This is a genomic window from Paraburkholderia sp. BL17N1, assembly GCF_003634175.1.
Classification (GTDB): domain Bacteria; phylum Pseudomonadota; class Gammaproteobacteria; order Burkholderiales; family Burkholderiaceae; genus Paraburkholderia.
Window position 1 is genome coordinate 4,198,425 of sequence record NZ_RBIW01000001.1, and the last position, 25,776, is coordinate 4,224,200.

At 63.9% G+C, this 25,776-nt stretch carries 21 protein-coding genes; 9 read left to right on the top strand and 12 right to left on the bottom strand.

The genetic code is table 11. The features are described 5' to 3' along the window. On the bottom strand, nucleotides 1-1,602 hold the full coding sequence (locus B0G82_RS18870; protein WP_121308760.1) for a rhodanese-related sulfurtransferase: 1,602 nt from the start codon (nucleotides 1,600-1,602) through the stop codon (nucleotides 1-3). A 751-nt stretch (nucleotides 1,603-2,353) separates the two neighbouring features. On the opposite strand from B0G82_RS18870, the gene B0G82_RS18875 reads away from it, so the two are divergent. Continuing rightward, a complete protein-coding gene (locus B0G82_RS18875) occupies nucleotides 2,354-3,349 on the top strand; it encodes an LLM class flavin-dependent oxidoreductase (RefSeq protein WP_121308425.1) in 996 nt (331 codons plus the stop codon). 87 nt (nucleotides 3,350-3,436) lie between these two features. Here B0G82_RS18875 and B0G82_RS18880 read toward each other — a convergent pair whose 3' ends face one another. Then, complete coding sequence (locus B0G82_RS18880; RefSeq protein ID WP_121308426.1) at nucleotides 3,437-4,570, bottom strand: alpha/beta hydrolase; 1,134 nt, start codon at nucleotides 4,568-4,570, stop codon at nucleotides 3,437-3,439. Between the two features lie 404 nt (nucleotides 4,571-4,974). On the opposite strand from B0G82_RS18880, the gene glgC reads away from it, so the two are divergent. The 5 genes from glgC to B0G82_RS18910 all read left to right on the top strand — a co-directional run bounded on the left by glgC (nucleotide 4,975) and on the right by B0G82_RS18910 (nucleotide 11,172). Further along, the gene (gene glgC / locus B0G82_RS18885) at nucleotides 4,975-6,237 is read left to right on the top strand and encodes a glucose-1-phosphate adenylyltransferase (protein WP_121308427.1); all 1,263 of its coding nucleotides are present in this window, start codon (nucleotides 4,975-4,977) and stop codon (nucleotides 6,235-6,237) included. A gap of 64 nt (nucleotides 6,238-6,301) precedes the next feature. Next, on the top strand, nucleotides 6,302-7,762 hold the full coding sequence (gene glgA, locus B0G82_RS18890; RefSeq protein ID WP_121308428.1) for a glycogen synthase GlgA: 1,461 nt from the start codon (nucleotides 6,302-6,304) through the stop codon (nucleotides 7,760-7,762). Between the two features lie 291 nt (nucleotides 7,763-8,053). Beyond that, on the top strand, nucleotides 8,054-8,920 hold the full coding sequence (pdxY, locus tag B0G82_RS18895) for a pyridoxal kinase PdxY (protein WP_121308761.1): 867 nt from the start codon (nucleotides 8,054-8,056) through the stop codon (nucleotides 8,918-8,920). 227 nt (nucleotides 8,921-9,147) lie between these two features. After that, nucleotides 9,148-9,609, top strand: coding sequence for a hypothetical protein (locus B0G82_RS18900; protein WP_106285990.1), 462 nt, complete (start codon nucleotides 9,148-9,150; stop codon nucleotides 9,607-9,609). A gap of 411 nt (nucleotides 9,610-10,020) precedes the next feature. Further along, entirely contained in the window at nucleotides 10,021-11,172 is a 1,152-nt protein-coding gene (locus B0G82_RS18910) for a branched-chain amino acid ABC transporter substrate-binding protein (RefSeq protein ID WP_106285960.1), read from the top strand. A 51-nt stretch (nucleotides 11,173-11,223) separates the two neighbouring features. On the opposite strand, the gene B0G82_RS18915 is transcribed toward B0G82_RS18910, so the two are convergent. Next, nucleotides 11,224-13,140 (bottom strand): DUF3857 domain-containing protein, encoded by a 1,917-nt coding sequence (locus tag B0G82_RS18915; protein WP_121308429.1) that lies wholly within the window; start codon nucleotides 13,138-13,140, stop codon nucleotides 11,224-11,226. Nucleotides 13,141-13,480: 340 nt separating this feature from the next. Further along, nucleotides 13,481-14,146 (bottom strand): hypothetical protein, encoded by a 666-nt coding sequence (locus B0G82_RS18920; RefSeq protein WP_121308430.1) that lies wholly within the window; start codon nucleotides 14,144-14,146, stop codon nucleotides 13,481-13,483. Between the two features lie 333 nt (nucleotides 14,147-14,479). Here B0G82_RS18920 and B0G82_RS40115 point away from each other — a divergent pair, with 333 nt between their 5' ends. Further along, entirely contained in the window at nucleotides 14,480-14,620 is a 141-nt protein-coding gene (locus tag B0G82_RS40115; protein WP_166679090.1) for a hypothetical protein, read from the top strand. A 256-nt stretch (nucleotides 14,621-14,876) separates the two neighbouring features. Here the strand turns inward: B0G82_RS40115 and hutG are convergent, their stop codons facing one another. From hutG to B0G82_RS18960, 8 genes are all read right to left on the bottom strand, one after another. Beyond that, nucleotides 14,877-15,692 (bottom strand): N-formylglutamate deformylase, encoded by an 816-nt coding sequence (hutG, locus tag B0G82_RS18925; RefSeq protein ID WP_121308431.1) that lies wholly within the window; start codon nucleotides 15,690-15,692, stop codon nucleotides 14,877-14,879. A 68-nt stretch (nucleotides 15,693-15,760) separates the two neighbouring features. Further along, nucleotides 15,761-17,167: a formimidoylglutamate deiminase gene (locus B0G82_RS18930; protein WP_121308432.1), complete on the bottom strand. Its 1,407-nt coding sequence runs from the start codon at nucleotides 17,165-17,167 to the stop codon at nucleotides 15,761-15,763. Then, nucleotides 17,164-18,399 (bottom strand): imidazolonepropionase, encoded by a 1,236-nt coding sequence (hutI, locus tag B0G82_RS18935; RefSeq protein ID WP_121308433.1) that lies wholly within the window; start codon nucleotides 18,397-18,399, stop codon nucleotides 17,164-17,166. Before hutI ends, B0G82_RS18930 begins: the two co-directional genes overlap by 4 nt. Nucleotides 18,400-18,499: 100 nt before the next feature. Beyond that, nucleotides 18,500-19,135, bottom strand: coding sequence for a HutD family protein (locus B0G82_RS18940; protein ID WP_121308762.1), 636 nt, complete (start codon nucleotides 19,133-19,135; stop codon nucleotides 18,500-18,502). A 17-nt stretch (nucleotides 19,136-19,152) separates the two neighbouring features. Continuing rightward, a complete protein-coding gene (gene hutU / locus B0G82_RS18945) occupies nucleotides 19,153-20,841 on the bottom strand; it encodes a urocanate hydratase (RefSeq protein WP_121308434.1) in 1,689 nt (562 codons plus the stop codon). Between the two features lie 62 nt (nucleotides 20,842-20,903). Then, on the bottom strand, nucleotides 20,904-21,599 hold the full coding sequence (gene hutC / locus B0G82_RS18950) for a histidine utilization repressor (RefSeq protein WP_121308435.1): 696 nt from the start codon (nucleotides 21,597-21,599) through the stop codon (nucleotides 20,904-20,906). Between the two features lie 25 nt (nucleotides 21,600-21,624). After that, nucleotides 21,625-23,148 carry a histidine ammonia-lyase gene (gene hutH / locus B0G82_RS18955; RefSeq protein ID WP_121308436.1) on the bottom strand — a complete coding sequence of 508 codons (1,524 nt, stop codon included), beginning with the start codon at nucleotides 23,146-23,148 and terminating at the stop codon, nucleotides 21,625-21,627. A 372-nt stretch (nucleotides 23,149-23,520) separates the two neighbouring features. Beyond that, a complete protein-coding gene (locus B0G82_RS18960; protein WP_106285953.1) occupies nucleotides 23,521-24,417 on the bottom strand; it encodes a LysR family transcriptional regulator in 897 nt (298 codons plus the stop codon). 106 nt (nucleotides 24,418-24,523) lie between these two features. Between B0G82_RS18960 and B0G82_RS18965 the strand changes: the two genes are divergently transcribed. Both B0G82_RS18965 and B0G82_RS18970 read left to right on the top strand, forming a co-directional pair. Continuing rightward, the gene (locus B0G82_RS18965) at nucleotides 24,524-25,429 is read left to right on the top strand and encodes an NAD-dependent epimerase/dehydratase family protein (protein ID WP_121308763.1); all 906 of its coding nucleotides are present in this window, start codon (nucleotides 24,524-24,526) and stop codon (nucleotides 25,427-25,429) included. 109 nt (nucleotides 25,430-25,538) lie between these two features. Continuing rightward, the gene (locus B0G82_RS18970; protein ID WP_116142352.1) at nucleotides 25,539-25,721 is read left to right on the top strand and encodes a hypothetical protein; all 183 of its coding nucleotides are present in this window, start codon (nucleotides 25,539-25,541) and stop codon (nucleotides 25,719-25,721) included. Nucleotides 25,722-25,776 lie beyond the last annotated feature (55 nt).

A 25,776-nucleotide genomic window follows, 5' to 3' on the forward strand; every position in this document is an offset into this window, starting at 1 on the left:
TCAGATCACGCAAAACCCATGCGTGCCATCGCGTCCGAGTTGCGCGACGAGACCGTACTCCCATTCCAGATACGCGTTCATCGCTTCGCGCGCGTTGTCGGTGCCCTCATAAGGCCGCCGGTAACGATCGATGCGCGCCGATGCCATGCGTGTCTCGCCGCTCTCGACCGGCAAGCCCGCTTCGATCCACGCCGCCGTGCCGCCGCTCAGCACCTGCACCGGTTTGCCGGTCAATGCCGCAACGTCGGGCGCGGCGAAGCGCGCGAGCCGGCTGCTGCCGCAGGTGACCACATAACGCTGCGCATCCGGCAGCTTGTGCAGCGCCTTCTCGAGTTCGCTGCGAATCACGAACCACGCACCGGGAATATGACGCTTCACATAGCTCGCGCTGCTGGTGAAATCGAGCACGGCGGTGCCGCGCGATTGCAGCAGCGTCACCAAGCCGGCCGGCGTGAGCTCATCGGCGTCGGGCGGCGTCGGAGCATGGCGGACCGCGGGCGCCGATCCCTTCTCGCCGAAGTCCGCGGCCATCAAACCATCGACGACATATACCTCGACGTTCATCTGCGCGAGCCACGACGCGGTCATGTTCGCGCGCACGCCGTCATTGTCCGCGAGGATCACGCGCGCGCCGCGCACTGGCGCGAACATGTCGGTTTCCTGCACGAGCTGGCCGCCCGGCGCGCTGCGAAACCCCGGCACGTGGCCCGCTTCGTATTCTTCCGGCGTACGCACGTCGAAGCGATATACGGTGCGTACCGCTTCGCCGGCCCAGCGGCGTGCTTCGTCGCGTGACGTGCGGCCCACCCTCGCGCGATCCGCCACCGCGCGTGCGGAATCGGCAGCCGCCAGACGCAGCTGATCGTCGGCAATCGGTTCGAAGCGGCGCGAACTGCCGTGCGCCAGCGCCTGGCCGGCCAGCGTCCAGCCGATCGTGCCGTTGCGCAGCGCCGCGACCGGATTCGGCACGCCCGCGTTGATCAACGACTGCGCCCCGACGATGCTGCGCGTGCGCCCTGCGCAATTGACGATGATCCGCGTCGCCGGATTCGGCGCAAGCTGACGCGCGCGCAGCACCAGCTCCGCGCCGGGCACGCTGATGCTGCCGGGAATATTCATGGTTTGATATTCGTCGAAGGGGCGTGCGTCGAGCACCACCACGTCCGCTTCCTGATCGAGCAGCGCCTGCACCTGCGGCGCCGTGAGCGACGGCGTATGCCGCACGCTTTCCACCAGTTCGCCGAACGCCTTGCTCGGCACGTTGACGTCCTGGAACAGCTCGCCGCCGGCCTCGCGCCAACCTTGCAAACCACCTTCGAGCAAGGCAACGTCGGTATAGCCCAACTGGTCCAGACGGCGCGCGGCACGTTCTGCGAGTCCTTCGCCAGAGTCGAATACGACGATCGGCACGGCCTGGCGCGGCAAGCGCACGGGCGCGTCGAGTTCGAGCCGCGACAGTGGCAGATTGGCGGCAAACAGCGGATGACTGCGCGCGTGCGGATCTTCCTCGCGCACGTCCACGAGCGCGATTTCCTCGCGATCGAGCAGTGTGCGGCGCACGTCTTCGAATGATCGGGTACGAAATGCGTGAACGAAACTCATGAGATGAAGGACTCCTTTGCCACATTCCAGATGTTCGGCGACACGTCGTTCGCGTAGCCGGAGATAAGCAGCTTGCGGGCGCACCGCCCGGATAGACGGACCGCGTGTCACCGCACCGATATTTGTACCGTACACGTGAATGCTGATCGACGTACGGTCACTAAACGCGTCGCTCACATGATGAATATCGCCGATGCGCGGCGACATCGCATCCACGGCGCCGCCGTCGAACTGCCTGGCCGCGCTGTTTTTTTTAGCGTGCCGTCTTCGACGGTACGGTGATGCCGTGCAATTTCCGCGCCACGCGGCGCGTGGATCGAGCCCCAGACGGTGTGATCGCGACGAGCGCCGCAATCCGGCCGGCTAACGCGCGCAGGCGGTCCGGCCATCAGGGCTTGGGTCGTCGGTAGTTGAGAAGACAGGTTTGGATGACGCTGATTGACGGCGCTTACGCACCACGAGCGAGTCCGGCGTTGAAGGTGTCGGTCAACAACAGTGCGACACATCGGCACGCCCTTCGATCACGGCGCCACGTGCGAAGATATCGGCCACCTGCTGCTCGCTCGCGCTGCGATGCGGGTTTGCATGTAACGCCTAAGCGGTTCCCGTTTGGCGTTTCGCCCTCGTCACGCCTGCGCGAGCAAACCCCCTTTCATGAACGTGGACATCGCGACCCTGTCAGCAGAAAAGCGCAAGCTTTGCGAGAATGCCCCATCGCGCGACAGCGCCGGAAACAACAAGTGAACAGACAATGATCCCCTTCTCGGTCCTCGACCTTTCGCCGGTCACCGCGGGCGCCACGCCGGCCGACGCGTTCAGGAATACGCTCGACCTTGCCCAGCACGCGGAAAACTGGAACTATCGCCGCTTCTGGCTCGCGGAACATCACAACATGACGGGCATTGCCAGCGCCGCGACTGCGGTGGTGATCGGCTATGTCGCGGGCGGTACGAAAACGATCCGCGTCGGCTCGGGCGGCATCATGCTGCCGAACCATGCGCCGCTCGTCATCGCCGAACAGTTCGGCACGCTGGCATCGCTTTATCCCGACCGTATCGACCTGGGCCTCGGCCGCGCGCCCGGCACCGATCAGAGCACCGCGCGCGCCTTGCGCCGCGACTTGCAAAACAGCGCGGACTCGTTCCCTGACGACGTCGTCGAATTGCAGCGTTATTTCGCCGACCCCGTGCCGGGGCAGCGCATTCGCGCCGTGCCGGGCGCGGGCCTGAACGTGCCGCTGTGGCTGCTCGGTTCGTCGCTCTTCAGCGCGCAACTCGCGGCGGCGCTCGGTCTGCCGTTCGCCTTCGCCTCGCATTTCGCGCCGGATTACATGCTCACGGCGTTGCAGGTGTATCGCTCGCAATTCCGTCCTTCTGCTACGCTCGATAAACCGCATGCGATGGTCGGCGTGAATCTGTTCGCCGCGGATACGAATGAAGAAGCGCAGCGTCTCTTCACCTCACTGCAGCAGCAGTTCATCAATCTGCGACGTGGCACGCCGGGTCAGTTGCAACCGCCGGTCGAACGGCTCGAGGCGTCGGAGATGGAATTGAATGGCGTGGCGCACTCGCTCGCCTGCACGGCGCTGGGCGATCGCGATACGGTGCGCGAAGGCTTGAAGTCGATCATCGAGCAAACCGGTGCGGATGAGTTGATGCTCACCGCGCAGATCTACGATCACAAGGCGCGGCTGCGCTCATTCGAGATCGGCGCCCAAGTGCGTGAGGAATTGGCGGCCGGCAAATAAGACCGGTAACTCCGTCCACGAATGCAAAAAAGGGCAGCCGGTGGCCGCCCTTTTTTGTCGATCGGCGCCACTCGGCCGGCCATCCATTCAACGGTTCGCCGGCACCGCCGCGAGACCGTCCAGCAGTGCTTGATGAAACGCCTGCGGATCCTGCATCTGCGGTGCATGCCCCAGTCCGGCGAATTCGACGAGCGTCGCGTGCGGAATTGCCTTGGCGGCGGCCTTGCCGAGTTCCGGGTAATGGCCGATTTTCGCGCGTACGTCGGGAGACGCGGCGTCCTTGCCGATCGCCGTGGTGTCCTTCTGGCCGATCAGCAACAGCGTCGGCATGCTCAACTGTCCCAGCTCATACACCACCGGCTGCGTATAGATCATGTCGTACAGCAACGCCGAATTCCACGCGACGATTTGCTTGCCCGGACCGCGATACATGCCGGCCAGCATCTGCACCCACGGTTCGTAGTTGGCGCGCCACTGCCCCACGTAATAGGTGGACTGTTCGTAGCGGCGAATGCTTTCGGCGGTCGTCTTCAACTCGCGCTCGTACCACTGATCTACTGACAACGAGGGCACACCCTTCGCCTTCCAGTCTTCCAGACCGATCGGATTGACCAGCACCAGTTGCTGCGTCTCGCGCGGATACATCAGCGCGTAGCGGATCGCCAGCATGCCGCCGGTGGAATGCCCGATCACCGTCGCGTCGGTCACGCCGAGCGATTCCAGCAACGCATGCGTATTGCGCGCGAGCTGTTGAAAACTGTACTGATAGTGCTCAGGCTTGCTCGACTTGCAAAAGCCGATCTGGTCCGGCGCGATCACGCGATAGCCGGCGTCGCTCAGCCGATGAATGGTCGCGTCCCACGTCGCCGCGCAGAAGTTCTTGCCGTGCAGCAGCACCGCTGTGCGGCCGTTCGCCTTGGCCGGCTTGATATCCATGTACGCCATATGCAGGGCCACCCCTTGCGAGGTGAAGTCGTACTGGTTGACCGGGGCCGGATAGTTGAAGCCCTGCAACTCAGGTCCGTACGCCGGGCCGGTATCGCCCGCGATGCTCGCGGCGGCGGAAGCGGCGGGGCTGCCCGGACTCCGCGCGTCGACGCCCGCGGACGCGGCGGCACTCGCAGGCGTGGCGGCGGAAGCCGCAAAAACGGCGGGCGCGGAAGCGGCGGCTAGTGCACAAACGCTCAACGTGGCAAGCAAGGACAGGCGGCGAAAACTCATCGAAGTTATTTCTGAAGGGAAAAGCACAGGAGGCATGCGGGGCAAACGCACGGCGCGACCATCGCCGAAACCCCGGCCGGGAGCGCACGATTCTACGACGCGCCGCCCGACTCTGCTGCCGCCGGCGCCGGCTGACAGCGGCGCGGCGCTCGTGGCACGCATATTGCGGCTCGGCACCGCACGCTTTATATGTGTCGTGGCGCACGGATCGCCGCGATGCAACAGGTGATCGTGCGCAAGATGGGCGCTCGCGCGGCATCGGCACAATTCAGACTACTCGTCCGCGGCAAATCAGTGCTAGAACTAGCAGACGGGCCCGCGAAGACGGAGCCGGCGCGCAGCACGATTCATCAGTGGAGAACAAGCGACCCACGCATCCGGGGCATACTAATCAGGAGACAGACATGCACACTCCGGCACGGCTGAACGATCTGCAACGCACCACCCTCGCCATCGTCCTTGCGGGCGGACGGGGCACGCGGCTCGGGCCGCTTACCAACAAACGCGTCAAGCCGGCGGTGCACTTCGGCGGCAAATACCGGATCATCGATTTCGCGCTCTCCAACTGTCTGAACTCCGGCATCCGTCGCATCGCGGTCGTCACGCAATACAAGGCGCACTCGCTGTTACGCCATCTGCAGCGCGGCTGGAGTTTCCTGCGCGGCGAGATGGGCGAATTCATCGACTTGTGGCCCGCCCAGCAGCGTGTGGAAGGCGCGCACTGGTATCGCGGCACCGCGGACGCGGTGTTCCAGAACCTCGACATCATCCGTTCGATCCGGCCGAAATACGTGGTGGTGCTGGCGGGCGACCATATCTACAAGATGGACTACACGCGCATGATCGCCGACCACGAGGAGAGCGGCGCGGATTGCACGGTCGGCTGTATCGAGGTGCCGCGCATGGAGGCGGTGGCCTTCGGCGTGATGCACGTGGATGAAAACCGCCGCGTGACCGACTTCCTGGAGAAGCCCGCCGACCCGCCTTGCATTCCCGGCCGCCCGGATACGGCACTGGCCAGCATGGGCATCTACGTGTTCAGCGCGGATTACCTGTATTCGTTGCTCGAAGAGAACATCTCCACCATCGACACCGATCACGACTTCGGCAAGGACATCCTGCCGCGTGTGGTCACGCAAGGCATGGCGATCGCGCATCCGTTCAGCATGTCGTGCGTGTCGTCGGATCCCAACGTGGAGCCGTACTGGCGCGACGTCGGCACGATCGACGCTTACTGGGCCGCCAATCTCGACCTCGCCTCCACCATCCCGACGCTCGATCTCTACGACCGCAACTGGCCGATCTGGACGTACCAGGAACAGTTGCCGCCCGCCAAGTTCGTGCGCGACATGAAGGGGCTGCAAGGCTCGGGCAATAATCTGATCGTGTGCGGCGGCTGCGTGATCTCGGGCTCGCAGATTTCGCGCTCGGTGCTCTCGTCGAATGTGAAAGTGAGTTCGTTCTGTAACATCAATGAGGCAGTCTTGTTGCCGCAGGTCACCGTCGGCGCGAGCTGCCGGCTGCAGAAAGTGGTGATAGACCGCGGCTGCGCGATACCGGAGGGCACGGTGATCGGCGAAGATCCGGTGAGCGACGCCGAGCGCTTCTACCGTACCGAGGACGGCGTCGTGCTGGTCACGCCGGAGGCGCTGAAGCAGAAGATCTAGCCAGGGCCGGCTGCCGCCGGCTCAGCCGCGCCCAACCCGAACCAACAGGACAGAGACTGAGCCTATGACGATTCGCGCCCTGCACGTCGCAAGCGAGCTGTATCCCCTCCTCAAAACGGGCGGTCTCGCCGACGTCGCGGGCGCGTTGCCGCCTGCGCTGATCGAGCGCGGCGCCGATGTGCGGGTCCTGTTGCCAGGCTTTCCGGCGGTAGTCGCCGGCTTGACCGACCTGACGCCGGTCGCGCAACTGGGCCGCCGCTTCGACGCGCCGGGCGTCACGCTCGAACGGGGCACGCTGGCGTCGAACGGCCTGGTCGTCTATGTGATCCGCGCGGCCACGCTGTACGACCGGCGCGGCAATCCGTATCTGAATGACGAGCACGTGCCCTACGGCGACAACGCGCAACGCTTTGCGCTGCTCGGCTGGGTCGCCGCCCAACTCGCGCAGCAACTGGACCCGGCGTGGTCGCCGCAGATCGTTCACGCGCACGACTGGCACGCGGGGCTCGCGCCGGCCTATCTGAAGGCGGCCGAACGCCAGCATGGCAGGCCCTTCGCCCGCAGCGTCTTCACGGTGCACAACCTCGCGTATCAAGGCGTATTTCCCGCGCACCAGTTCGGTCAGCTCGGCCTGCCGGACGATTTTTTCAGCGTGCATGGCGTCGAGTTCTACGGGCAAATGTCGTTTCTCAAGGCGGGCCTCTACTACAGCGACCGCATCACCACGGTCAGCCCGACCTATGCACGGGAAATCCAGACGCTCGCCCAGGGTGGCGGCCTCGACGGTTTGCTGCGCCACCGCGCGCACGATCTGAGCGGCATTCTGAACGGCGTCGACTACACGGTCTGGTGTCCCGGCACCGATACGCTGCTCGAGAACCACTACAGCGCGACGCGGCTCGCCGGCAAGCTTGCGTGCAAGGACGCGCTGCAAAAACGCTTCGGCCTCGCGCAGAAAAGCGACGCGCTGCTGTTCGGCGTGGTGAGCCGGCTGACCGAGCAGAAAGGCCTCGACCTGCTGCTCGAAGCCGTGCCGGAAATCATCAAACACGGCGGGCAGCTGGTCGTGTTCGGCACCGGCGACCCGGCGCTGGAGAACGGTTTGAAACGCGTCGCGCAGTCGCACCCTGAGTCTGTGGCGGTGGAGCTGGGATTCGATGAAACGCTCGCGCATACGATCGTCGCGGGCAGCGACGTGATAGCGGTGCCCTCGCGCTTCGAGCCGTGCGGCCTCACGCAACTGTATGCGCTGGCGTATGGATCGCTGCCGCTCGTGCATTGCGTGGGCGGTCTCGCGGACACGGTGGTGGACGCGTCGCTCGAAAATCTCGCCGACGACCTCGCCACCGGTTTCGTGTTCGAACGATTCGAACCGAAGGGGATCGGCGCAGCCATCCGCCGCGCCTTCGCCCTCTATGGGCGCCGTACCGAATGGAAGGCGGCCCAGCGGCGCGCGATGCGCCAGGACTTCGGCTGGGGCGCCTCGGCGGAGCGTTATCTGGCGTTGTACCGCGATCTCGCATGAGTTGGAAAAGCCGTTGAGCAAGCAGCCCCGCAGCATTTCGCGGGCCGGGGCTGACTTCGCAGCCATCCTCCGCCGCGTGCGCGTGTGATGGTTCGGCGCAACAACTCGGGGACGGATCGACTCGCGCGCGGCAAAGTCATGTATTGTTTCCTGACAATGCAGCGCGTGTGGGTTTCCTGCACCATCTGAAGCATTCCTGCCGCACGAGGCGTCCGGTGCTTGCCGGATCGCCGCCGCGGTGCACCCTTCCCGTTTTCATTGATCGCGCAGACCCGTTGCGCGGGCCATACCATGACCAAAAGCGTTCTGAGCATCCAGTCACATGTCGTCTTCGGTCACGCCGGCAACAGCGCGGCGGTGTTTCCGATGCGTCGGCTCGGCGTCAACGTCTGGCCGCTCAATACCGTGCAGTTCTCGAACCACACGCAATACGGCCATTGGACCGGCAGCGCGATCGACGGCTTGCAAATGGAAGATCTGGTCGACGGCATCGGCGCGATCGGCATGCTGCCGCGTTGCGACGCCGTGCTATCCGGCTATCTGGGCACGCCCGAACAGGCGCAGTCGGTGCTGGAGATCGTCAAGGCCGTGAAGGCCGTCAATCCGCGCGCCTGGTACTTCTGCGACCCGGTGATGGGTGCGGCGAGCGGCTGCAAGGTGGAACCGGGCATCCAGGAGTTTCTCGTGCGCACCATGCCCGAGATGGCCGACGCCATGGCGCCGAACCACACAGAATTGCAGCGCCTCGTGGGGCGCGAGATCGATACGCTGGAAGAAGCCGTGACGGCATGCCGCGAGCTTATCGCACGCGGGCCGAAGCTCGTGCTGGTCAAGCATCTGCTCGATCGAAACAGTCCCGCCGACCGCTTCAACATGCTGGTCGTCACCGAGCGCGAATCGTGGATGGCGCAACGCCCGCTCTATCCGTTCGCGCGGCAACCGGTGGGCGTGGGCGATCTGACGAGCGCGGTGTTCGTCGCGCGTACGCTGCTCGGCGACTCGATTCGCGCGGCCTTCGAGCACACGCTCGCCGCCGTGAACGCGGTGGTCAAGACGACCTGGCAGGCTGGGCGCTATGAGCTCGAACTGGTGGCCGCACAGAATGAAATCGCGCAGCCGCGCGAGTGGTTCGATGCGTGGGTGGCGGATACGGCGTAGGTGGCGGGCGCGCAAGAGGTTTCAGGCCATCCTCAGAGCTAGCAAAGCGCAGATTCGAGCAGCCCACGCAAACCGTCTCTTGTGCGCGTCGTGGCAATCAATTCGCGCCGCGTCTCTCGACTGTCAGCCGGCCGTCCTATAATGCGTGCCGCGTGGACAAGGCACAAGCCCGCCCGCAGCGCATTTCTCAGGCATCCGGCATTCAGTTTTCAGCAGACGAGGCATCGATGGACGGTTATATCCGCAGCGAGCGGGAAGAATTTTTTGAGCAGTTGTGCATCAGCGTCGACGCCGACGAGGCGCACGAACAGGAAGCGATCGAGTTCTTCGAGAGCCAGTTCGACCAGGCCGACTTCGATCCCGCGCAGTGGCTCGACATCGCTTTGTACTATTCGCCGGCGGTGGCGCGCGGCATCGTCGATATGGTGACGCCGGACGACAAGGCGCGCAGCAATATCGCCGAAGTGATCGCCGACAACCTCGACATCTCGTACGGCGAAGACGAATGCCAGCAGTTCGCCGAGACCATCGAATTCGCGCTGAACAACGGCGTGCCGGTGGATATCGACCTTGTGCTCGACGGCTGCCAGCGCGCCCTCGACGATCTCGACACATGGGCCGACGAAGACACCAAGGCGCCGCTTCTGCGTCTGCGCGAGGAGTTGTTGCGCCAGCAAGGCGAGCGTTGAACGGCTGGTTTCGAAGCCGTTACGAGTTTCCACACTGACAGGCGGCAGCGACCTTGCTCCGCCACAGCGCGGCGGCCACGCTGCCCGCGCATTGTTCATATGCAGCAATCCGCACCCGCGCGCCCGCGCCGGGACGCCGCCAGCCAACGCGCTGCGCGGGTTATGCCGAAATGCTCATTCAAAGCGCCTCGAACTGCCAAGACGGTGGCAAATTGGCTTTCTATATTCGCGCCAGATTGATCGCCGCTTGAACGCAAATGCGCGCAAGTGCGCGCATTCCCGCATTGTTCAAAGCGACCGATCATTCGTAGTCTCTCGATGCGCGCCATGCGAAGTCCATGCGCGCGCGTCGATCCAGCGTTACCGCCTTGCCGCTTTCACTACCTGAAACTGTCGATGGAAGGAGAGACCATGAGTCTTCGCTACACGCTGAAACCGCTTGCCCTGTTCGTTGGCGCTATCTTCGCCATCGCGCCGCCGGCCAGCTTCGCCGACGACCTGCCGGTGAAGATCGGCTTCGCCGCCCCGCTGACCGGCGCCAACGCCGGCTACGGCAAGGACCTCGAAAACGGTGTCCGGCTCGCAATCGAGGAAGCCAACGCGCAAAAGATCAAGATCGGCGACAAGGTGGCGCAATTCCAGATCGTCTCCGAAGACGACCAGGCCGACCCGCGCATCGGCGTGCAAGCCGCGCAGAAACTGGTCGACGCGGGCGTGTCGGCCGTGGTGGGCCACTTCAACTCGGGCACGACGATTCCCGCTTCGCAGGTCTACGAGCAAGCCGGCATTCCGGTGATCGACCCGGCCGCCACCAATCCGATCATCACCGGACGCGGCTTCGCGAACACCTTCATGGTGATTTCCACCGACGCGCAGAACGCCGGCAACGCAGGCGTCTATGCCGTGGAAGTGACCAAGGCCAAGCGCATCGCGATCATCGACGACCGCACCGCGTTCGGCCAGGGCGAGGCCGACGAGTTCGAGAAAGCCGTCAAAGCGCACGGCGGCAATCTCGTGGCGCGTGAGTACACCGACAACAAAGCGGTCGACTTCAGCACGCAGATCACCAAGATCAAATCGACCAATGCCGACCTGATCTTCTTCGGCGGCCTGGACACGCAGGCCGCGGGCTTCGCCAAGCGCATGAAGCAGCTGGGCATGAACGCGCAACTGGTGGGCGGCGGCGGTGTGATGGATCAGGACTTCATCAAGCTCGCGGGCGATTCCGCCGAAGGCGTGATGGCCTGGGAATATGGACGGCCCCTCGCACAGTTGCCGGGCGGTAAGGATTTCTCCGCGAAGTTCAAGAAGCGTTTCGGCGTGGATATCCTGTCCTATGCGCCGTTCGGCTATGACGGCGCGTGGGCCGCGATCAAGGCGATGCAGAAGGCCAAGTCCAGCTCGCCGAACGACTACCGGCCCGCGCTCAAGGCCATCGATTTCGAAGGCGTAACCGGCAGGATTTCCTTCGACAACACCGGCGCGTTGAAGAGCGGCGCATCGACGCTTTATCAGGTCAAGAATGGAGCGTGGGTGCCCATCGTGACCAAGAGCGGAAGTTAAGCCAGGTTACGATTCCGGCACGGTTTGCTCGTTTGCGCCGTGCCGGTGGAATCACTGTGGCTTCCTGGAATTGGCGACCTTGACCACCAGTTCGGCATCCAGGTCTCTCTGGATTCGGACGAGATCGTCGTGCATCCCGGCGAATTCACTCGCTGAACACATCTGATGATCAAAGGCGGCGCGCAGGTGCCGCCTGACCTGCAAGACCCGCGCGGCCGGATCGTAGACGTAGCTGGATGAAAAGATCAGAAAGCGGTCTTGCACCGCCGTGTCGGACGGCAAATCCGTCACTCGTACGAAGCGCGGCAGCGTCATTTCCAGGGTCTCGTCGAACCCTCCGCCGATGCACGTCCAGGGCTGAGTCCTCGCAGGCTCCGCGAGCCACGCCTGCACCTGCGAGCCCATGCCGCCGGAGAAACTCGTCAACGCGGGTACGGCCGTGGTGCCGTCGGTCCAGACGAAGTGTTCCACCTTCCCCTGCATCGACGTGGCGAATGGTCCGGTCGTGGCGCCGAGATCCGCCGTGCGCAATTGCGTCGTGCCGTGCAAACCCGTCTGCAATAGACGGTTCGCGGCGATCTGCTGCGTGCGTTGCCGCGTCGAGCGCCGAAAAGTATTGCGCTCGATCTCGGCGGTAAAACCCGCGTCCTCGACCCGGTAAGCGTAATTCGCCGCGCCGCTTTCATCGATCTCGATCTGCACGCGCGCGCTGCGTTCGCGCGACTGCGTGGCCGGCGTGCGCGACAGCACGCCCTCGCCGACCAGCAATACCGGCCGGTCCATCACGCCCGGAGGCAGATAGCCGAACGCCGTGCCGCCCGCCGTCGTGTCCGCATACAACGACAACTCAGGAATCCAGACGATCGCATGGTTGATCGCGCTCGATCCGTAGCCGGGCACGTCCGGCAAACTGTAGTACGGCCCGAGGTTGAGCAGCACCGCCTCGCTACGGATGCCGACCGCGGCCAGCAACGCACCGTAGAGCGCGACGTGGTCCTTGCAGTCGCCATAGCGGTTGCGCAGGATGTCGGTCGCCTTGTGCGGGATCGCCGCCGTTTCGCCAAGAAACAACGCGACGTAGCGGATATTCAGACGCATCCAGTCGTAGAGCCGTTGCGCCTTCACGCGCGGATCGTCGGTGCCGGCGCTCAGCGCTTGCGCGAGGCGGACAATCGCCGGATCGCCAGTCGTCGCGTCGGTGGCCGGGCCGCGATAGCGCGCGGCAAAATTCGCGAAGTCCGGCACTGTCGATACCATCAGGCGATCGCCCCAGTTCGCGTAGCCAACCGCGCCCGCTTCGAGCGGCGCATACGGTCCGTGCTGGTAGTCGAACTCGTAGCGGGTACGGCCGTTTGCCGTGACCGGCGGCACGGCGACGTAGCCGCGCGCGTCGGCGTAAAGCGGCACGTCGGCAGGCAGATCGAAAATCAGGCGCTGCAGTTCGACCGGGTCGCGCGTCGGCTCGACGAGGTACGCGAAGGTGCCCGCCTGCAAGGGCTTCGTGCGCGTCTTGCGAAACGCCAGATGCACGCGCGAGCCCGGCTCCACGCCTGGGAAGATCACCGTGCGCAACACGCCGTCCTCGAAACTCGGCGCGCCTGCCGAGCGCGGCTCCTGCACGTCGCGGATCGCCTCGGGACCGACCGGATGCGCCACGCCGTTCACGTCGATCGTTTCGGCGGCCAGCAACTGCACCTGCTCGATGTCCTTGTTGAACCACACGTAGCGTTGCGCGATATCGTCGACGCCGCTCGTCGTATTGGCGCGCAGAACGGTGTCGTCATGCTCCTCGACGGAGCCGTCTTTCTGGATCGTGAAGAGATGGACGTCGCGCTCGATCGTGGAAGGCGCGCGATCGTCGCCGGATGCGGTCGACGCGCTGTCGTCGGCGAACGCGCTGAACGCGACGCACACGCCCAGCGCCGACCCGCAGGCCAGCCTGAGAACAAACGCCATGCACCGCGTCATGTGCGCCGCGCCCTGCCCCGCGCGCCATCCTGTCGACTGCGGGCAAGCGCCCGCTGCAGCGTGACGGCAATTTTCCCCAAGATGCACCTCGGCTGAGTCCGTATCGTGGTTTTAGCACATGATGGCCTGCGCGATCCGGCCTCGCTGCGCAGACGCCGATCGATGCGACGGCACGCCGATTCGATGAACCTCTACCGGCATCACTTGGGATTCGTTCCGTCGGACCGGCATGGCGCTCGCGCAGGACGGCGTGATATGGACACTCGAGGCCGAGTTTCACGCCCGGCGCAGGAGTGCCTATCAGCCGGCGTAAGCGAGTACTAGCTCGCGGCGCGCCGCCTCACTCCATCTCGCCGAGTTGCCCAAGCAATGCCTGCAATCGCTCGACGTGCCTGAGCAGCAGATGCCGATGCTTTTCGATCTGCTCCAGCCGTCCCGCGAGATCGGCCTGGATCGGGTCGTCGAGATCGGCGGCGGCGATCACGTCCTCCACCTTGGCGCGCATCGTTGCCAGTTCGACCGGCGCGTGCGTCAGATGCCTCTCGAAACGCCGCACGTCCTGAATCGCCAGATCGCGGACCTTGCGAAAATACGCCTGACGTCGATGCGCTTCCGCGTCGAGGATTTCTTCCTCGACGCGCCTGGCCGGCCCCGGCTGGCCAAAAATCGGTTCGGGCGGCCGCAGCACCGACTTCTTTCGCACCGGATGCGCCGTGCCCCGAAACCGCGCGAGCGGCTGTTCATTGTCGATCGCTTCACGCGCCTTGAGCGGGACGTCCTGCTCGGTATGCGGCACGTTCATCCAGCCGCCCGGCAGTCCCGTAACCGCTTCGATGCCGCGCACGAATTCCTCGCTGAATTCGCGCTGGCCCGACAACATCAGTTTCAGATAGCTCGCGGAGAAGGTCATCATGCGCGCGAGTCGTGTCGCCGCGCCGACTTCGCGAGTCAACAGCACCAGGTTTGCTCGCCAGACCGGGAGCAGCAATTCGTCGGAATCTTCCATCGCTGGGTCTTCCATCTTTTGCCCGCTGTAGAGATCGCACGCTTGCGCGCGTTATAGTTTTGAAAGGGTAGACGCTTCACCGCATGGCGCGCAATCCCGGAATGCCGTTGCGTGAGCGCCGATCTGTCGTAAATACACGCCACTGCGCGATTGCGCGGCGTTGGCCGTCATCCATTGCCGGTGGCGGCTCGCAACGATCGTCGTGCTGAATTGACACCTGCATCTGCTCAGCGTTCCTCCGCTCCACGCGCGCGATGTGGCATGCTTGCGGGCGGTCGCGGCACGCCCCGTGCTTAACCGTTTGTACCCCAACACCGATTTAAGGATTCTGTAATGAAGAAGATCGTCCTCGCCATCGCCGCAGCCGTCGCAGCCCTGAGCGCCATCGCTCCCGCACAAGCTTATGAGCATCATCATCATCCTGAGTGCCACAAGGTGCGCGTTCATCATCACTGGGAAAAACGCTGCCATTAATGGCGGTGCCACGCTCTGACCGGCACGGCACATCGTAAAGCCCCGCTCAATGCGGGGCTTTTTTTCGCCATCCAGTCGATGCGGAGCAGGCAGATCTCTTCAACGCGCTCTATACGTTCTGCGCGAAAACGGCAGCATGCAATCACGGACACATGCTGTTACACCTTTGCGGTGTCAGCCGACGCGCTTCACCAAGCCGCGCAGCTTGCGTGGCGACCGTGAAGCGCGTGGAAAAGAAGAGAAAACGAGCGGCGTGTCACGCCGTCCTGACGCGTTCCAATGCTTTCACGACGAGCGCTTCCAGCAGAGGTTCCACTCTCGCGGCCAGCGATTCGTCATACGCATACGGCAAATGCTCTTCCATATACGTGATCTGCGAAAGTTCGAGCTGCAGTGCATGCACGCCTTGCGACGGCCGGCCATACTCGCGCGTGATATAGCCGCCCTTGAAGCGCCCGTTGGCGACGGCCGTATAGCCGCCGTCGTATCGCTCGACAGTAGCGGCCATCTCCTCGGCCAGTCCCGTCACCGCGCTCGCGCCGTTCGAGGTGCCGAAATTGAAATCGGGCAGACGTCCCTCGAAAAAACGCGGCACGTGCGAGCGGATCGAATGCGCTTCCCACAGCAGCACCTTGCCGTGTTTCGCTTTCAGCGCTGCGAGTTCGCCTTGTAACGCCTCATGGTAAGGCTTCCAGTAAGCCTCGCGACGGCGCGCGACTTCGGCCTCGCCCGGCAGACGGCCGTCCAGATACAACGGTTCCTTGTCGAACGTATCGACGGGTAGCAGACCGGTGGTGTCCTGGCCCGGGTACAGATTCGCGCCGTCGGGCGGACGGTTCAGGTCGATCACATAACGCGCGTAGGTAGGCGCGAGAATCGACGCGCCCATGCGTTTTGCGAACGCGTAGAGACGGTCCAGATGCCAGTCGCAATCGTCGGTGCGCTGCGCGGCGGGCGTCATCGTTGCGGCGATGTCGGCCGGAATTTGCGTACCCAGATGCGGAATCGAAATAAGCAGTGGCAGGCTTCCCTGATGCAGCGAGAAAACCGGCGGAGTGTTCGAAGCAGTCATGTCAGTCCGGAATCGATAGTTCGAAGGATCGGTTCAGCGAGTCAATGCGCGCAACGTTGGCACGCCATTCATTTGAGCAGGTCCGCCAGCGCCACGCGATACCGTGCGTATGCGCCCTCTTCATCGCGATGCCTGCGATTGTCGACGACCTTGTCGCCGCCCGCGTAGACGTCGCGAATCGGCGTTTCACCATGCTCGCAGAATACAACGCCCGACAGCCAGGCGTTCGGCGCATGCTCGGCGATGCTTGAATGATCCGCGTCGAGCACCAGCCAATCGGCGCGGCGGCCCGCCTGCAGCGCGCCGACCGCGCGACCCGTTGCGTGGGCGCCGCCTTCGAGCGAGGCGTCGAACAGACGATCGGCGACATGCGTGGCCTGCGCCGACGCCAGCACGTTGCGTTGCCGGCGCGTGAGACGCTGGCCATATTCGAGCAAGCGCAGTTCCGCGCGCCAATCGACGCCGATATGACTATCCGAGCCCACGCCGATGCGCCCGTGCGCATCGAGATATTCCTGCGCCGGAAAAATGCCGTCGCCGAGATTGGCTTCGGTGGTCAGGCACAAACCGGCGACCGCGCCGCTCTTCGCGAGCCCCAAGGTCTCGTTCGCATCGACATGCGTGGCGTGCACAAGGCACCAGCGGCTGTCGACATCGAAACGATCGAGCAGCCATTGCACCGGACGCGCGCCTTCGGTTTCGAGGCAGGCATCGACTTCGCCGGTCTGCTCGGCGATATGGATATGAACGGGCGCCGTGCCCTCGATACCACCGAGCAGCGTATGCAACGACTCAGCGGAGACGGCGCGCAGCGAATGCGGCGCCACGCCATAACCCAACGCGCCGCTTTCAGGCCGCGCAGTACGCAACGTGCCGAGCAGATCGAGCAGACTCTCCGGCGTATTGGTGAAGCGCTGCTGATCTTCACGCGGCGCGCGCGAACCAAAGCCGCTGTACTGATACAGCACCGGCAGCATGGTCATGCCGATGCCACTCGCCGACGCCGCATCCACTACGCGTTGCGCGAGTTCCGCCTGATTCGCATAGCGGCTGCCTTGCGGCGTGTGATGCACGTAATGGAATTCGCACACCGACGTATAGCCCGCTTTCAGCAGTTCGATGTACAGCCATTGCGCGACGCTCGCCAGGCCTTCCGGTGTGATGCGCGCGGCGAAGCGATACATCAGATCGCGCCAGCTCCAGAAGTTATCCGTGGCGCCCGCGCCGGATGCGCGATATTCGGTGAGACCGGCCATCGCGCGCTGAAACGCGTGCGAATGAAGGTTCGGCATGCCAGGCAGTACCGGACCCGCGGCCTTCTGCACACCGGCGGGCGGCGTCGGCGTATCGGGCGTGACGGCGGTGAGCGTGCCGGTTGCGTCCCACTCCAGCAGCACGTTGCGGCGCCAGCCATCCGGCAGGTATGCGTACTCGGCGAACAGCGATTGATTCGTTTGCTTGTGCAGTTCAGTCATTTCAGGCCCTGGCTCAATTCACGCCGCGTATAAACGGTCTCGCCCGCGCGCACGACTCGCGCGCATAGCGGACGTCCAATCCAGTAAGCCAGCTCGGCCAGCGAGTCGACCGACCACACCGCGAAATCGGCCGCGCGTCCCGCTTCCAGCAAGCCGTGGCGATCCGCCTTGCCGAGCGCGCGCGCCGCGTGCGACGTCACGCCTTGCAGCACTTCCGGCACTGTCATGCGGAACAGCGTAGTGGCCATATTCATCATCAGCAGCAGCGACGTGGCGGGCGATGTGCCGGGGTTGCTGTCGGTCGAAATCGCGATCGGCACCTGATAGCGCCGCAGCAATTCCAAAGGCGGCAACTGCGTCTCGCGGATGAAGTAGTACGCGCCCGGCAGCAACACGGCCACCGTGCCCGCTTCCTTCATCGCGGCGACGCCGGCTTCGTCGAGAAATTCGAGGTGGTCGGCGGACAGCGCATGATGGCGCGCCGCGAGTGCCGTGCCGCCGCCGTTCGACAATTGCTCGGCATGCATTTTCACCGGCAGCCTGTAACGTTCCGCTGCCTCAAAGACGCGCTCGCTCTGTTCCAGCGAAAAACCGATTCGCTCGCAGAACACGTCGACGGCGTCGACGAGGCCTTCATCGGCGAGCGTGGGCAGCATGGTGTTGCAGACTTCATCGATGTACGCGTCGGCGCGGCCGGCGAACTCGGGCGGCAGCGCGTGCGCGCCGAGAAACGTCGTGTAGACGGTCACGGGATAACGTTCGCCCAATTGCCGCGCGACGCGCAACATCTTGCGCTCGCTGACGAGGTCGAGGCCGTAGCCGGATTTGATCTCGACCGTGGTCACGCCTTCCGCGAGCAACGGTTCGAGGCGCGCGGCCGACTGGCGGAACAGCGTGGCTTCGTCCGCGGCACGCGTGGCGCGCACCGTGGAGACGATGCCGCCGCCCTGCCGCGCGATCTCTTCGTAGCTGACGCCCGCGAGGCGTTGCGCGAATTCGTCCGCGCGCTGCCCGCCGTACACGAGATGCGTATGGCAATCGACGAGACCCGGCGTCACCCACGCGCCATGCAGATCTTCGTGCGACCACGCGGCGTAGTCGGCGGGTAATGACGAAGCCGCACCGAGCCACACGATCGTGCCGTTCTCAACGGCGATCGCGGCATCGGGCAGCGTGTGTTGGGGATCGCCCTGCGGGCAAAGTTTCAGGTGATGCCAGACGGTTTGCTTCATCGCGTGCTCTTTGCAGCTTGTTGCGTGTCTGTGGTGATTCGCGTGCGCGGGCCGTGGCTGCCATGACATAAGCGGCGGCGAGCACGCACGCGAATCGTCGTCATCGTTGCGTGTAGCGGATGCTGATTGCGAGCAACGCGCCCTTGCCTTCAACCGCACATGACAGCGCGCTCGGCGTGTAGATGCGCAGCGTGTCGCCAGTTGCGAGCGGCAGCGGTTGAGCGTCGCCTGCTGTGACCGAGACTGAACCTTCCGCGCAATACAGCAGGACCGCGTCGGCGGAAAGCGTGCGTTGCGTTGCGCCGCGCCACACTTCTACCTCACCCTGCGCCGCGTCACGCCGCACCATCAGGTTGAAGTCGCGGGTCGCGCCGTCGACCAGACGCGCGTCGATTTGCGCCTCGCCGGCGAAGCGAGCCATGTCGAGCGTTTGCGTCAACGCGTGCGTTTTCACACCTTGCATGCCCTGCGCGCCGCCCGCTTCATCGAGCAACATGCCCGCGCCGGACAACAGCACAAGCGTGCGATCGATGCCGGCAAAGCGCGAGAACGGCCCGGCTTGCGCCACATCGGCCACGCTCACCCGCCACACGAAGGCATCGAGCCCCGCGCTTTCGGGAAACGCCGCCACTTCGCGCGTGACACCGCCGCCGTTCTTCCACGGCGCCGCCACGAGGTCGGCGCCGCGAATCAGCGTGAGGCTTGAGCCGTTGCCGACAGATGCGCTGTGAGGCATGCCTTGAAAAGCCACGCTCAACGGCCCAGCATCGGCAGATTCAGCCCTGCCTCGCGCGCCGTTTCCTGCGCGAGTTCATAGCCCGCATCCGCGTGACGCATCACGCCCGTCGCCGGATCGTTGAACAGTACGCGACCGAGGCGCTCCTTCGCTGCATCCGTGCCGTCAGCGACGATCACGACGCCCGAGTGCTGACTGAAGCCCATGCCCACACCGCCGCCGTGATGCAGCGACACCCACGAAGCGCCGCCTGCCGTATTCAGCAGTGCGTTGAGCAGCGGCCAGTCGCTGACCGCGTCCGAGCCGTCCTTCATCGATTCGGTTTCGCGATTCGGACTCGCCACCGAACCGGTGTCAAGGTGATCGCGGCCGATCACGATCGGCGCCTTCAGTTCGCCGTTCTTCACCATTTCGTTGAACGCCTGGCCCAGACGATAGCGGTCCTTCACGCCGACCCAGCAGATCCGCGCCGGCAAGCCCTGGAACGCGATCCGTTCGCGCGCCATGTCGAGCCAGTTGTGCAGATGCGGATCGTCGGGGATCAGTTCCTTGACCTTCGCATCGGTCTTGTAGATGTCTTCCGGATCGCCCGACAGCGCGACCCAGCGGAACGGGCCCTTGCCTTCGCAGAACAGCGGCCGGATATACGCCGGCACGAAACCCGGGAAATCGAACGCGTTTTCCACGCCCATTTCCAGCGCCATCTGACGGATGTTGTTGCCGTAGTCGAGCGTGGCGGCGCCGCGTTCCTGCAGCGTCAACATGGCTTGCACCTGCTTGGCCATCGACTGCTTGGCCGGCAATACGATGCTGTCCGGCACGGTCTTCTGACGCTCGCGCCAGTCTTCGACATTCCAGCCTTGCGGCAGATAACCGTGAATCGGATCGTGCGCGCTGGTCTGGTCGGTCACGCAATCCGGCGTGATGCCACGGGTCACGCATTCAGCGAACACATCGGCTGCGTTGCCGAGCAGGCCGATCGACACCGGCTTGCCTGCTTTCTTCGCTTCCTCGAGCATGGCGAGCGCCTCGTCGAGGGTGGCTGCTTTCTTGTCCACGTAACGCGTCTTCAGACGGAAGTCGATGCGCGTCTCGTCGCATTCCACCGCGATCATCGAGAAGCCGGCCATGGTCGCCGCCAGCGGTTGCGCGCCGCCCATGCCGCCCAGGCCGCCCGTCAGAATCCAGCGGCCCGAAGGATCGCCGTTGAAATGCTGGTTCGCCACCGAGAAGAACGTCTCGTAGGTGCCCTGCACGATCCCCTGGCTGCCGATATAGATCCAGCTGCCCGCCGTCATCTGGCCGTACATCATCAGGCCCTTGCGATCGAGTTCGTGGAAGTGTTCCCACGTCGCCCAATGCGGCACCAGATTCGAATTCGCCAGCAGCACGCGCGGCGCGTCGGCATGCGTGCGGAACACGCCGACCGGCTTGCCCGATTGGATCAGCAGCGTTTCGTTTTCTTCGAGATCCCTCAGCGACTTGAGAATCTGATCGAAGCAATCCCAGTTGCGCGCGGCACGTCCAATACCGCCGTACACGACCAGCGCATGCGGATGCTCGGCGACTTCCGGATCCAGATTGTTCTGGATCATCCGGTACGCGGCTTCCGCAATCCAGGTCTTGCAGGTCTTCTCCGCGCCGCGCGGTGCGCGGATCGTGCGGGTGGGATCGAGACGCGGGTCGATGTGTTTCGGGTTGTTCATGATGGCCCTCGGAATGCTTGAAGATGGTCGAAAAAGATTCAGGTACGGCAAAAACGGCGATATCAGAAATGTCCGGTGAAGCGATAACGGCTGCCGGGGTGCCAGAGATTCGCGATCGAAGCGACCTGGCTTTGCGACCACGTGCGCCGATGCAGCACGAGGCACGGTTCGAGTTCGTCCATGGTCAGCAACTCGCGCGTGTCGCCATCGGCGGCCAATGCCTCGATGCGGTACTCGACCCGCTGCAACGGCGCGACGCGCACGAGATACTGATTCGGCGTGGTGTTCGTGAAGTCCTGCAAAGCGTACTCGGGAGCGACCGTGGGATTGACCCAGCGCTCTTCGAGTTGCACCGGCTCGTCGTTTTCGAAATGCAGCACGCGCGAATGAAACACCGGACTGCCCGCGCTCACCTGCATTTCCTCGGCGAGCGCTTCGTCGGCGATACTCGCGCCGATGTGCAGCACGTTGGCCTGATAGCGATGACCGCGCGCGACGATTTCGTCGGAAATGCTGCGGATCGCCACCAGCGTCGATTCGTACTTGGGACGGGCCACGAAAGTGCCCGAACCTTGCACGCGCGTAAGCACCTGCTCCGAGGTCAGCTCGCGCAACGCGCGGTTGACCGTCATGCGCGCCACGTTGAATTCGCGCGCGAGCTCGTTTTCGGAGGGCACCTGGTCGCCTTCACCCCATTCACCCGCATGAATGCGCGCGAGGATGAAGTCCTTGATGCCCTGATAGGCCGGTGCGTTCATTGGCTTGCTGTGCCTCGCTGGCTGCTTACTGTTCGGACGCGAAGGAGAGCGGGCTCAGCTTCGCGATCGTGCCGTCCTGCACGAGACGCGTGACCGCCGCGATGTCCGGTGCGAAGTAGTGGTCGAGTTCGTAATGCGCGACATCCTTGCGCACTGCGTCCATCACTTTCTGCAGGTTCGGGCTGGTCTTGTGCGGCGCGCGCAGATCGACGCCTTGCGCGGCGGCGAGCAGTTCGATCGACAGAATGTTCGCGGTGTTTTCAGCAATGTCGCCGAGCTTGCGCGCAGCGAACGTGGCCATCGACACGTGGTCTTCCTGGTTCGCCGACGTAGGCAGCGAGTCGACCGATGCCGGATGTGCCAGCGTCTTGTTCTCCGAAGCGAGCGCGGCCGCCGTGACGTGAGCGATCATGAAGCCCGAATTCACACCGCCATCGCGCACGAGGAACGGCGGCAGACCTGACAGCGTCGCGTCGATCAGCAGCGCGATGCGGCGTTCGGCCAGTGCGCCGATTTCGGCGGCGGCGAGCGCGAGATTGTCGGCGGCGAACGCGACCGGCTCTGCGTGGAAGTTACCGCCCGACAGCACTTCACCGGTGTCGGGGAAAATCAGCGGATTGTCGGAGACGGCGTTCGCTTCCAGCAGCAGCACGTTGGCGGCGTGGCGCATCTGATCCAGACACGCACCCATCACTTGCGGCTGGCAGCGCAGGCTGTACGGATCCTGCACCTTGTCGCAATCGGCGTGCGAGACGTTGATGCCCGAGCCTTGCAGCAGCGAACGGTAGGCTCCGGCCGCATCGATCTGGCCTTGGTGGCCGCGCAGTTCGTGAATGCGTGCGTCGAACGGCTTGACCGAACCCATCGCCGCGTCCACCGACAACGCGCCCGACACCAGCGCGGTGCGGTACAGGTCTTCGATCGCAAACATGTTGTAGAGCGCGAGCGCGGTCGAAGCTTGCGTGCCGTTCAGCAGCGCCAGACCTTCCTTGGCTTGCAGCGTGAGCGGCTTGAGGCCGACGAGCGCGAGGCCTTCGGTGGCCGGCATGCGCTCGCCTTTCGCGAACACTTCGCCGACGCCGAGCAGCGTGGCCGACATATGCGCGAGCGGCGCGAGGTCGCCCGACGCGCCGACCGAACCCTTCACCGGAATGACCGGCAGCACGTCGGCGTTGTACAGCGTGATCAGCGCTTCCATCACTTCCCGGCGGATGCCCGAGTGACCGCGGCCGAGGCTCGACAGCTTCAGCGCGATCAGCAGACGCACAACCGGACGCGACATCGGCTCGCCCACGCCGACCGCATGCGAGAGCACCAGATTCCGCTGCAGCAGTTCGAGTTGATCGTGCGGGATGTGCGTGCTGGCGAGGCGCCCAAAGCCCGTGTTGATGCCGTAGGCCGGCTCGCCCTTCGCGGCGATATCGGCCACGGCTTTCGCGCACGCGTCGATCGCGGCGTGGCTAGCGGGATCGAGCTGCAACGCGACATGTTCGCGAGCGATCTGGCGCAGTTGCGGGAGGGTCAGGTAGCCGGGCTTCAGAGTCATCATGGTTGTCGTCCTGTCTATACAATTTGAGAGAAGTCTAGCGGCGTCGGCTTGTATATACAACTTGTTTTTTGAGGATTTCGCCTAGGGGTTTCCATTAGGGCGAAACGCAAGCTTGGCGTGGATCTTGCCCCTGCCGTAATTTCCCGCCGCCGCGCATTGCGGATGGCGCTCCCACCGCCCGCGCGTTTCTGCTTGTATATACACGTTCAAAATGGCAGGCGCGAGGCGGACAAAAAGATCTCGCCCAGAAACCGCGCGTTTCGGGGCCTATAAAAGCGTTGTAGAAGCGACGACTGGAGACGACGCAAAAAGCCCGCGCGCTCAGGCGAGCCGCAGGCTTTTGCTGATCGGACTAGTGATGAAACAGCATCGCTAAAGCTTCACGCGCGCCGCGATGAAATCCAGAAAGCACTGCACGCGCCCCGCCAACGACGCGCTCTGGTAATACACCGCGCTCACCCGTTGCCGCTCGTCCGCCAGCACGTTGCCGAGGATCGGCACGAGACGTTTTTCGCGCACGTCGGCCGCACTCATGAAATCGGCGAGACAGGCGATGCCCCAGCCCGATAGCGCCAGTTGCCGCAATGTCTCGCCGCTCGAAGCGGTGATCGCCGGCTCGATCTTTAGCGAATCGGCACCGCTCTTGCGCCCCTCCCGCAACGGCCAGCGATTCAGATGCTCCGGCGCCGTAAAGCCGATCAGCCGATGTTCGCGCAGCGCTTCCACCGATTTCGGTTCGCCGTATTCCGCCAGATACGCCGGACTCGCGAGCACACGCAGCTTGCTGGTGCCGAGGGCGCGCGCGTGCAAGGTCGAATCCTGCAATTCGCCGATGCGGATCGCGATGTCCACCTTCTGCTCCAGCAAGTCCACGATCCGTTCATTACTGGTCAATTCCAGTCTGATCTCCGGATAAAGCGCCGAAAACGCCGTCATATGCGGCGCCACGCAATGCAGCATGAAGGGCGACGCGGCATCGACACGCAGGCGCCCCGAGGGCCGTGCGCGTCCGCGCGTGACGGACTCCTCGGCCTCTTCCATCGCGTCGAGAATCGCTCGCGCGCGCTGCAGGAAGGTCTCGCCCTCCTCGGTGAGTTGCAGACGTCGCGTCGTGCGCCGCACCAGCGCGGTGTCGAGTTTCTTTTCGAGGCGCGTGAGCGCGCGGCTCACGCCGGAGACGGTTTGATTCAATTTCTCCGCAGCCGCGGTGATCGAGCCGCTGTCGATCACCGTGACGAACACCAGCAACTCGTCCGTCGAAGTTTTCATTGTTGATTTGAAATCAAGATTGATTTGAGACTAACACGGTTTTTGCGAGAATCAAGTCGGCGGATACTGCGTGCATGTCATCGTGTTTCTCATCAAGGAGAACGTCTTGAAGATTTTCATCACAGGTGCAAGCGGTTTTATCGGTGGTTCGATTGCAGCGCATCTGGCGCGCGCCGGCCATTCCGTGCACGGTTTGATCCGCAACCCCGAACATAGCGCCGAGCTGCAACGCCTCGGCATCGAACCCGTGATCGGCACGCTCGACGACCGCGCGTTGCTGATCGCCGAAGCGCAAGCCGCCGACGCCGTCATCAACGCCGCGAGCAGCGATCATGAAGGCGCGGTGAAGGCGCTGATCGACGGACTCGCCGGCTCCGGCAAAACGTTTCTGCATACGAGCGGTTCGAGCATCGTCGGCGATGCGTCGGGCGGCGAGGCGGGTCAGGCGCGCATCTATCACGAAGACGCGCTGCCCGAGCCGACTCCCGACAAAGTGGCGCGCGTCGCGATCGACCTGCTGGTGCTCAATTCGGCCAAGCTGAATATCCGCTCGGCCGTGTTGTGCAACACGCTGATCTACGGCCACGGCGCGGTGCCGGGCAGCGCGAGCGTGCAACTGCCGCGCCTCGTGCGTCAGGCGCGGAAAAGCGGCGTGGTGCGTCATGTGGGCAGCGGCGGCAATATCTGGTCGAACGTGTTTATCGACGATGTCGCCGAACTGTATCGCCTCGCGTTGGACAAAACGCCGGCGGGTACCTTCTACTTCGTCGAAAGCGGCGAGGCGTCGTTCCGCGACATGAGCGCTGCGATTGCGCGCGCGATGAAGCTCGGCGAGCCGCAAGACTGGCCGCTCGAAGACGCGCAAAAGGAATGGGGCTACGAAATGGCCTCGTACGGCCTCGGCTCGAATAGCCGCGTGCGCGGTGAACGCGCCCGCAAGCTACTCGGGTGGGAACCGAAGCGCACGTCGGTGATCGACTGGATCGAACACGACATGATGGCCAGGGCGTAATTAGTGTAAGCGTTGTCGTTGCGAATCCGTAAGCTCCACTCGATAGAATCGCGCTCACCTGATGGTGCGATTCGACAATCCGAGCCGCACATGAGCCCGGATTTGATCGATGACTTTGGCGCTGAATTTCGATTGGCTAACTAATCTGCTGGCGATTCTCTTCGTCGTGGCGTGTCTCTACGATGCACGCTACGACGAATACGGCACACTGACGTTGTCAGCGGCCGCGATGGGACTCGTCGTGATGGCGATCGAACTGTTTTTCAGGCCCGCCTTCGACATGTCGCTTTGAAACTGGACGCTAGCCGTTCCATCAAGGCACGACAAATGTTCGCGCTGTTTTACGA

What these genes read in the sequence shown, in the direction of transcription:
- B0G82_RS18910 (WP_106285960.1), top strand. Translation starts at nt 10,021, where the DNA reads ATGAGTCTTCGCTACACGCTGAAACCGCTTGCCCTGTTCGTTGGCGCT.
- B0G82_RS18875 (WP_121308425.1), top strand. Translation starts at nt 2,354, where the DNA reads ATGATCCCCTTCTCGGTCCTCGACCTTTCGCCGGTCACCGCGGGCGCC.
- hutU (WP_121308434.1), bottom strand. Translation starts at nt 20,841, where the DNA reads ATGAACAACCCGAAACACATCGACCCGCGTCTCGATCCCACCCGCACG.
- B0G82_RS18915 (WP_121308429.1), bottom strand. Translation starts at nt 13,140, where the DNA reads ATGACGCGGTGCATGGCGTTTGTTCTCAGGCTGGCCTGCGGGTCGGCG.
- hutC (WP_121308435.1), bottom strand. Translation starts at nt 21,599, where the DNA reads ATGAACGCACCGGCCTATCAGGGCATCAAGGACTTCATCCTCGCGCGC.
- glgC (WP_121308427.1), top strand. Translation starts at nt 4,975, where the DNA reads ATGCACACTCCGGCACGGCTGAACGATCTGCAACGCACCACCCTCGCC.
- glgA (WP_121308428.1), top strand. Translation starts at nt 6,302, where the DNA reads ATGACGATTCGCGCCCTGCACGTCGCAAGCGAGCTGTATCCCCTCCTC.
- B0G82_RS18880 (WP_121308426.1), bottom strand. Translation starts at nt 4,570, where the DNA reads ATGAGTTTTCGCCGCCTGTCCTTGCTTGCCACGTTGAGCGTTTGTGCA.
- B0G82_RS18920 (WP_121308430.1), bottom strand. Translation starts at nt 14,146, where the DNA reads ATGGAAGATTCCGACGAATTGCTGCTCCCGGTCTGGCGAGCAAACCTG.
- B0G82_RS18900 (WP_106285990.1), top strand. Translation starts at nt 9,148, where the DNA reads ATGGACGGTTATATCCGCAGCGAGCGGGAAGAATTTTTTGAGCAGTTG.
- pdxY (WP_121308761.1), top strand. Translation starts at nt 8,054, where the DNA reads ATGACCAAAAGCGTTCTGAGCATCCAGTCACATGTCGTCTTCGGTCAC.
- B0G82_RS18870 (WP_121308760.1), bottom strand. Translation starts at nt 1,602, where the DNA reads ATGAGTTTCGTTCACGCATTTCGTACCCGATCATTCGAAGACGTGCGC.
- hutH (WP_121308436.1), bottom strand. Translation starts at nt 23,148, where the DNA reads ATGATGACTCTGAAGCCCGGCTACCTGACCCTCCCGCAACTGCGCCAG.
- B0G82_RS18930 (WP_121308432.1), bottom strand. Translation starts at nt 17,167, where the DNA reads ATGACTGAACTGCACAAGCAAACGAATCAATCGCTGTTCGCCGAGTAC.
- hutG (WP_121308431.1), bottom strand. Translation starts at nt 15,692, where the DNA reads ATGACTGCTTCGAACACTCCGCCGGTTTTCTCGCTGCATCAGGGAAGC.
- hutI (WP_121308433.1), bottom strand. Translation starts at nt 18,399, where the DNA reads ATGAAGCAAACCGTCTGGCATCACCTGAAACTTTGCCCGCAGGGCGAT.
- B0G82_RS18960 (WP_106285953.1), bottom strand. Translation starts at nt 24,417, where the DNA reads ATGAAAACTTCGACGGACGAGTTGCTGGTGTTCGTCACGGTGATCGAC.
- B0G82_RS18940 (WP_121308762.1), bottom strand. Translation starts at nt 19,135, where the DNA reads ATGCCTCACAGCGCATCTGTCGGCAACGGCTCAAGCCTCACGCTGATT.
- B0G82_RS18970 (WP_116142352.1), top strand. Translation starts at nt 25,539, where the DNA reads ATGACTTTGGCGCTGAATTTCGATTGGCTAACTAATCTGCTGGCGATT.
- B0G82_RS40115 (WP_166679090.1), top strand. Translation starts at nt 14,480, where the DNA reads ATGAAGAAGATCGTCCTCGCCATCGCCGCAGCCGTCGCAGCCCTGAGC.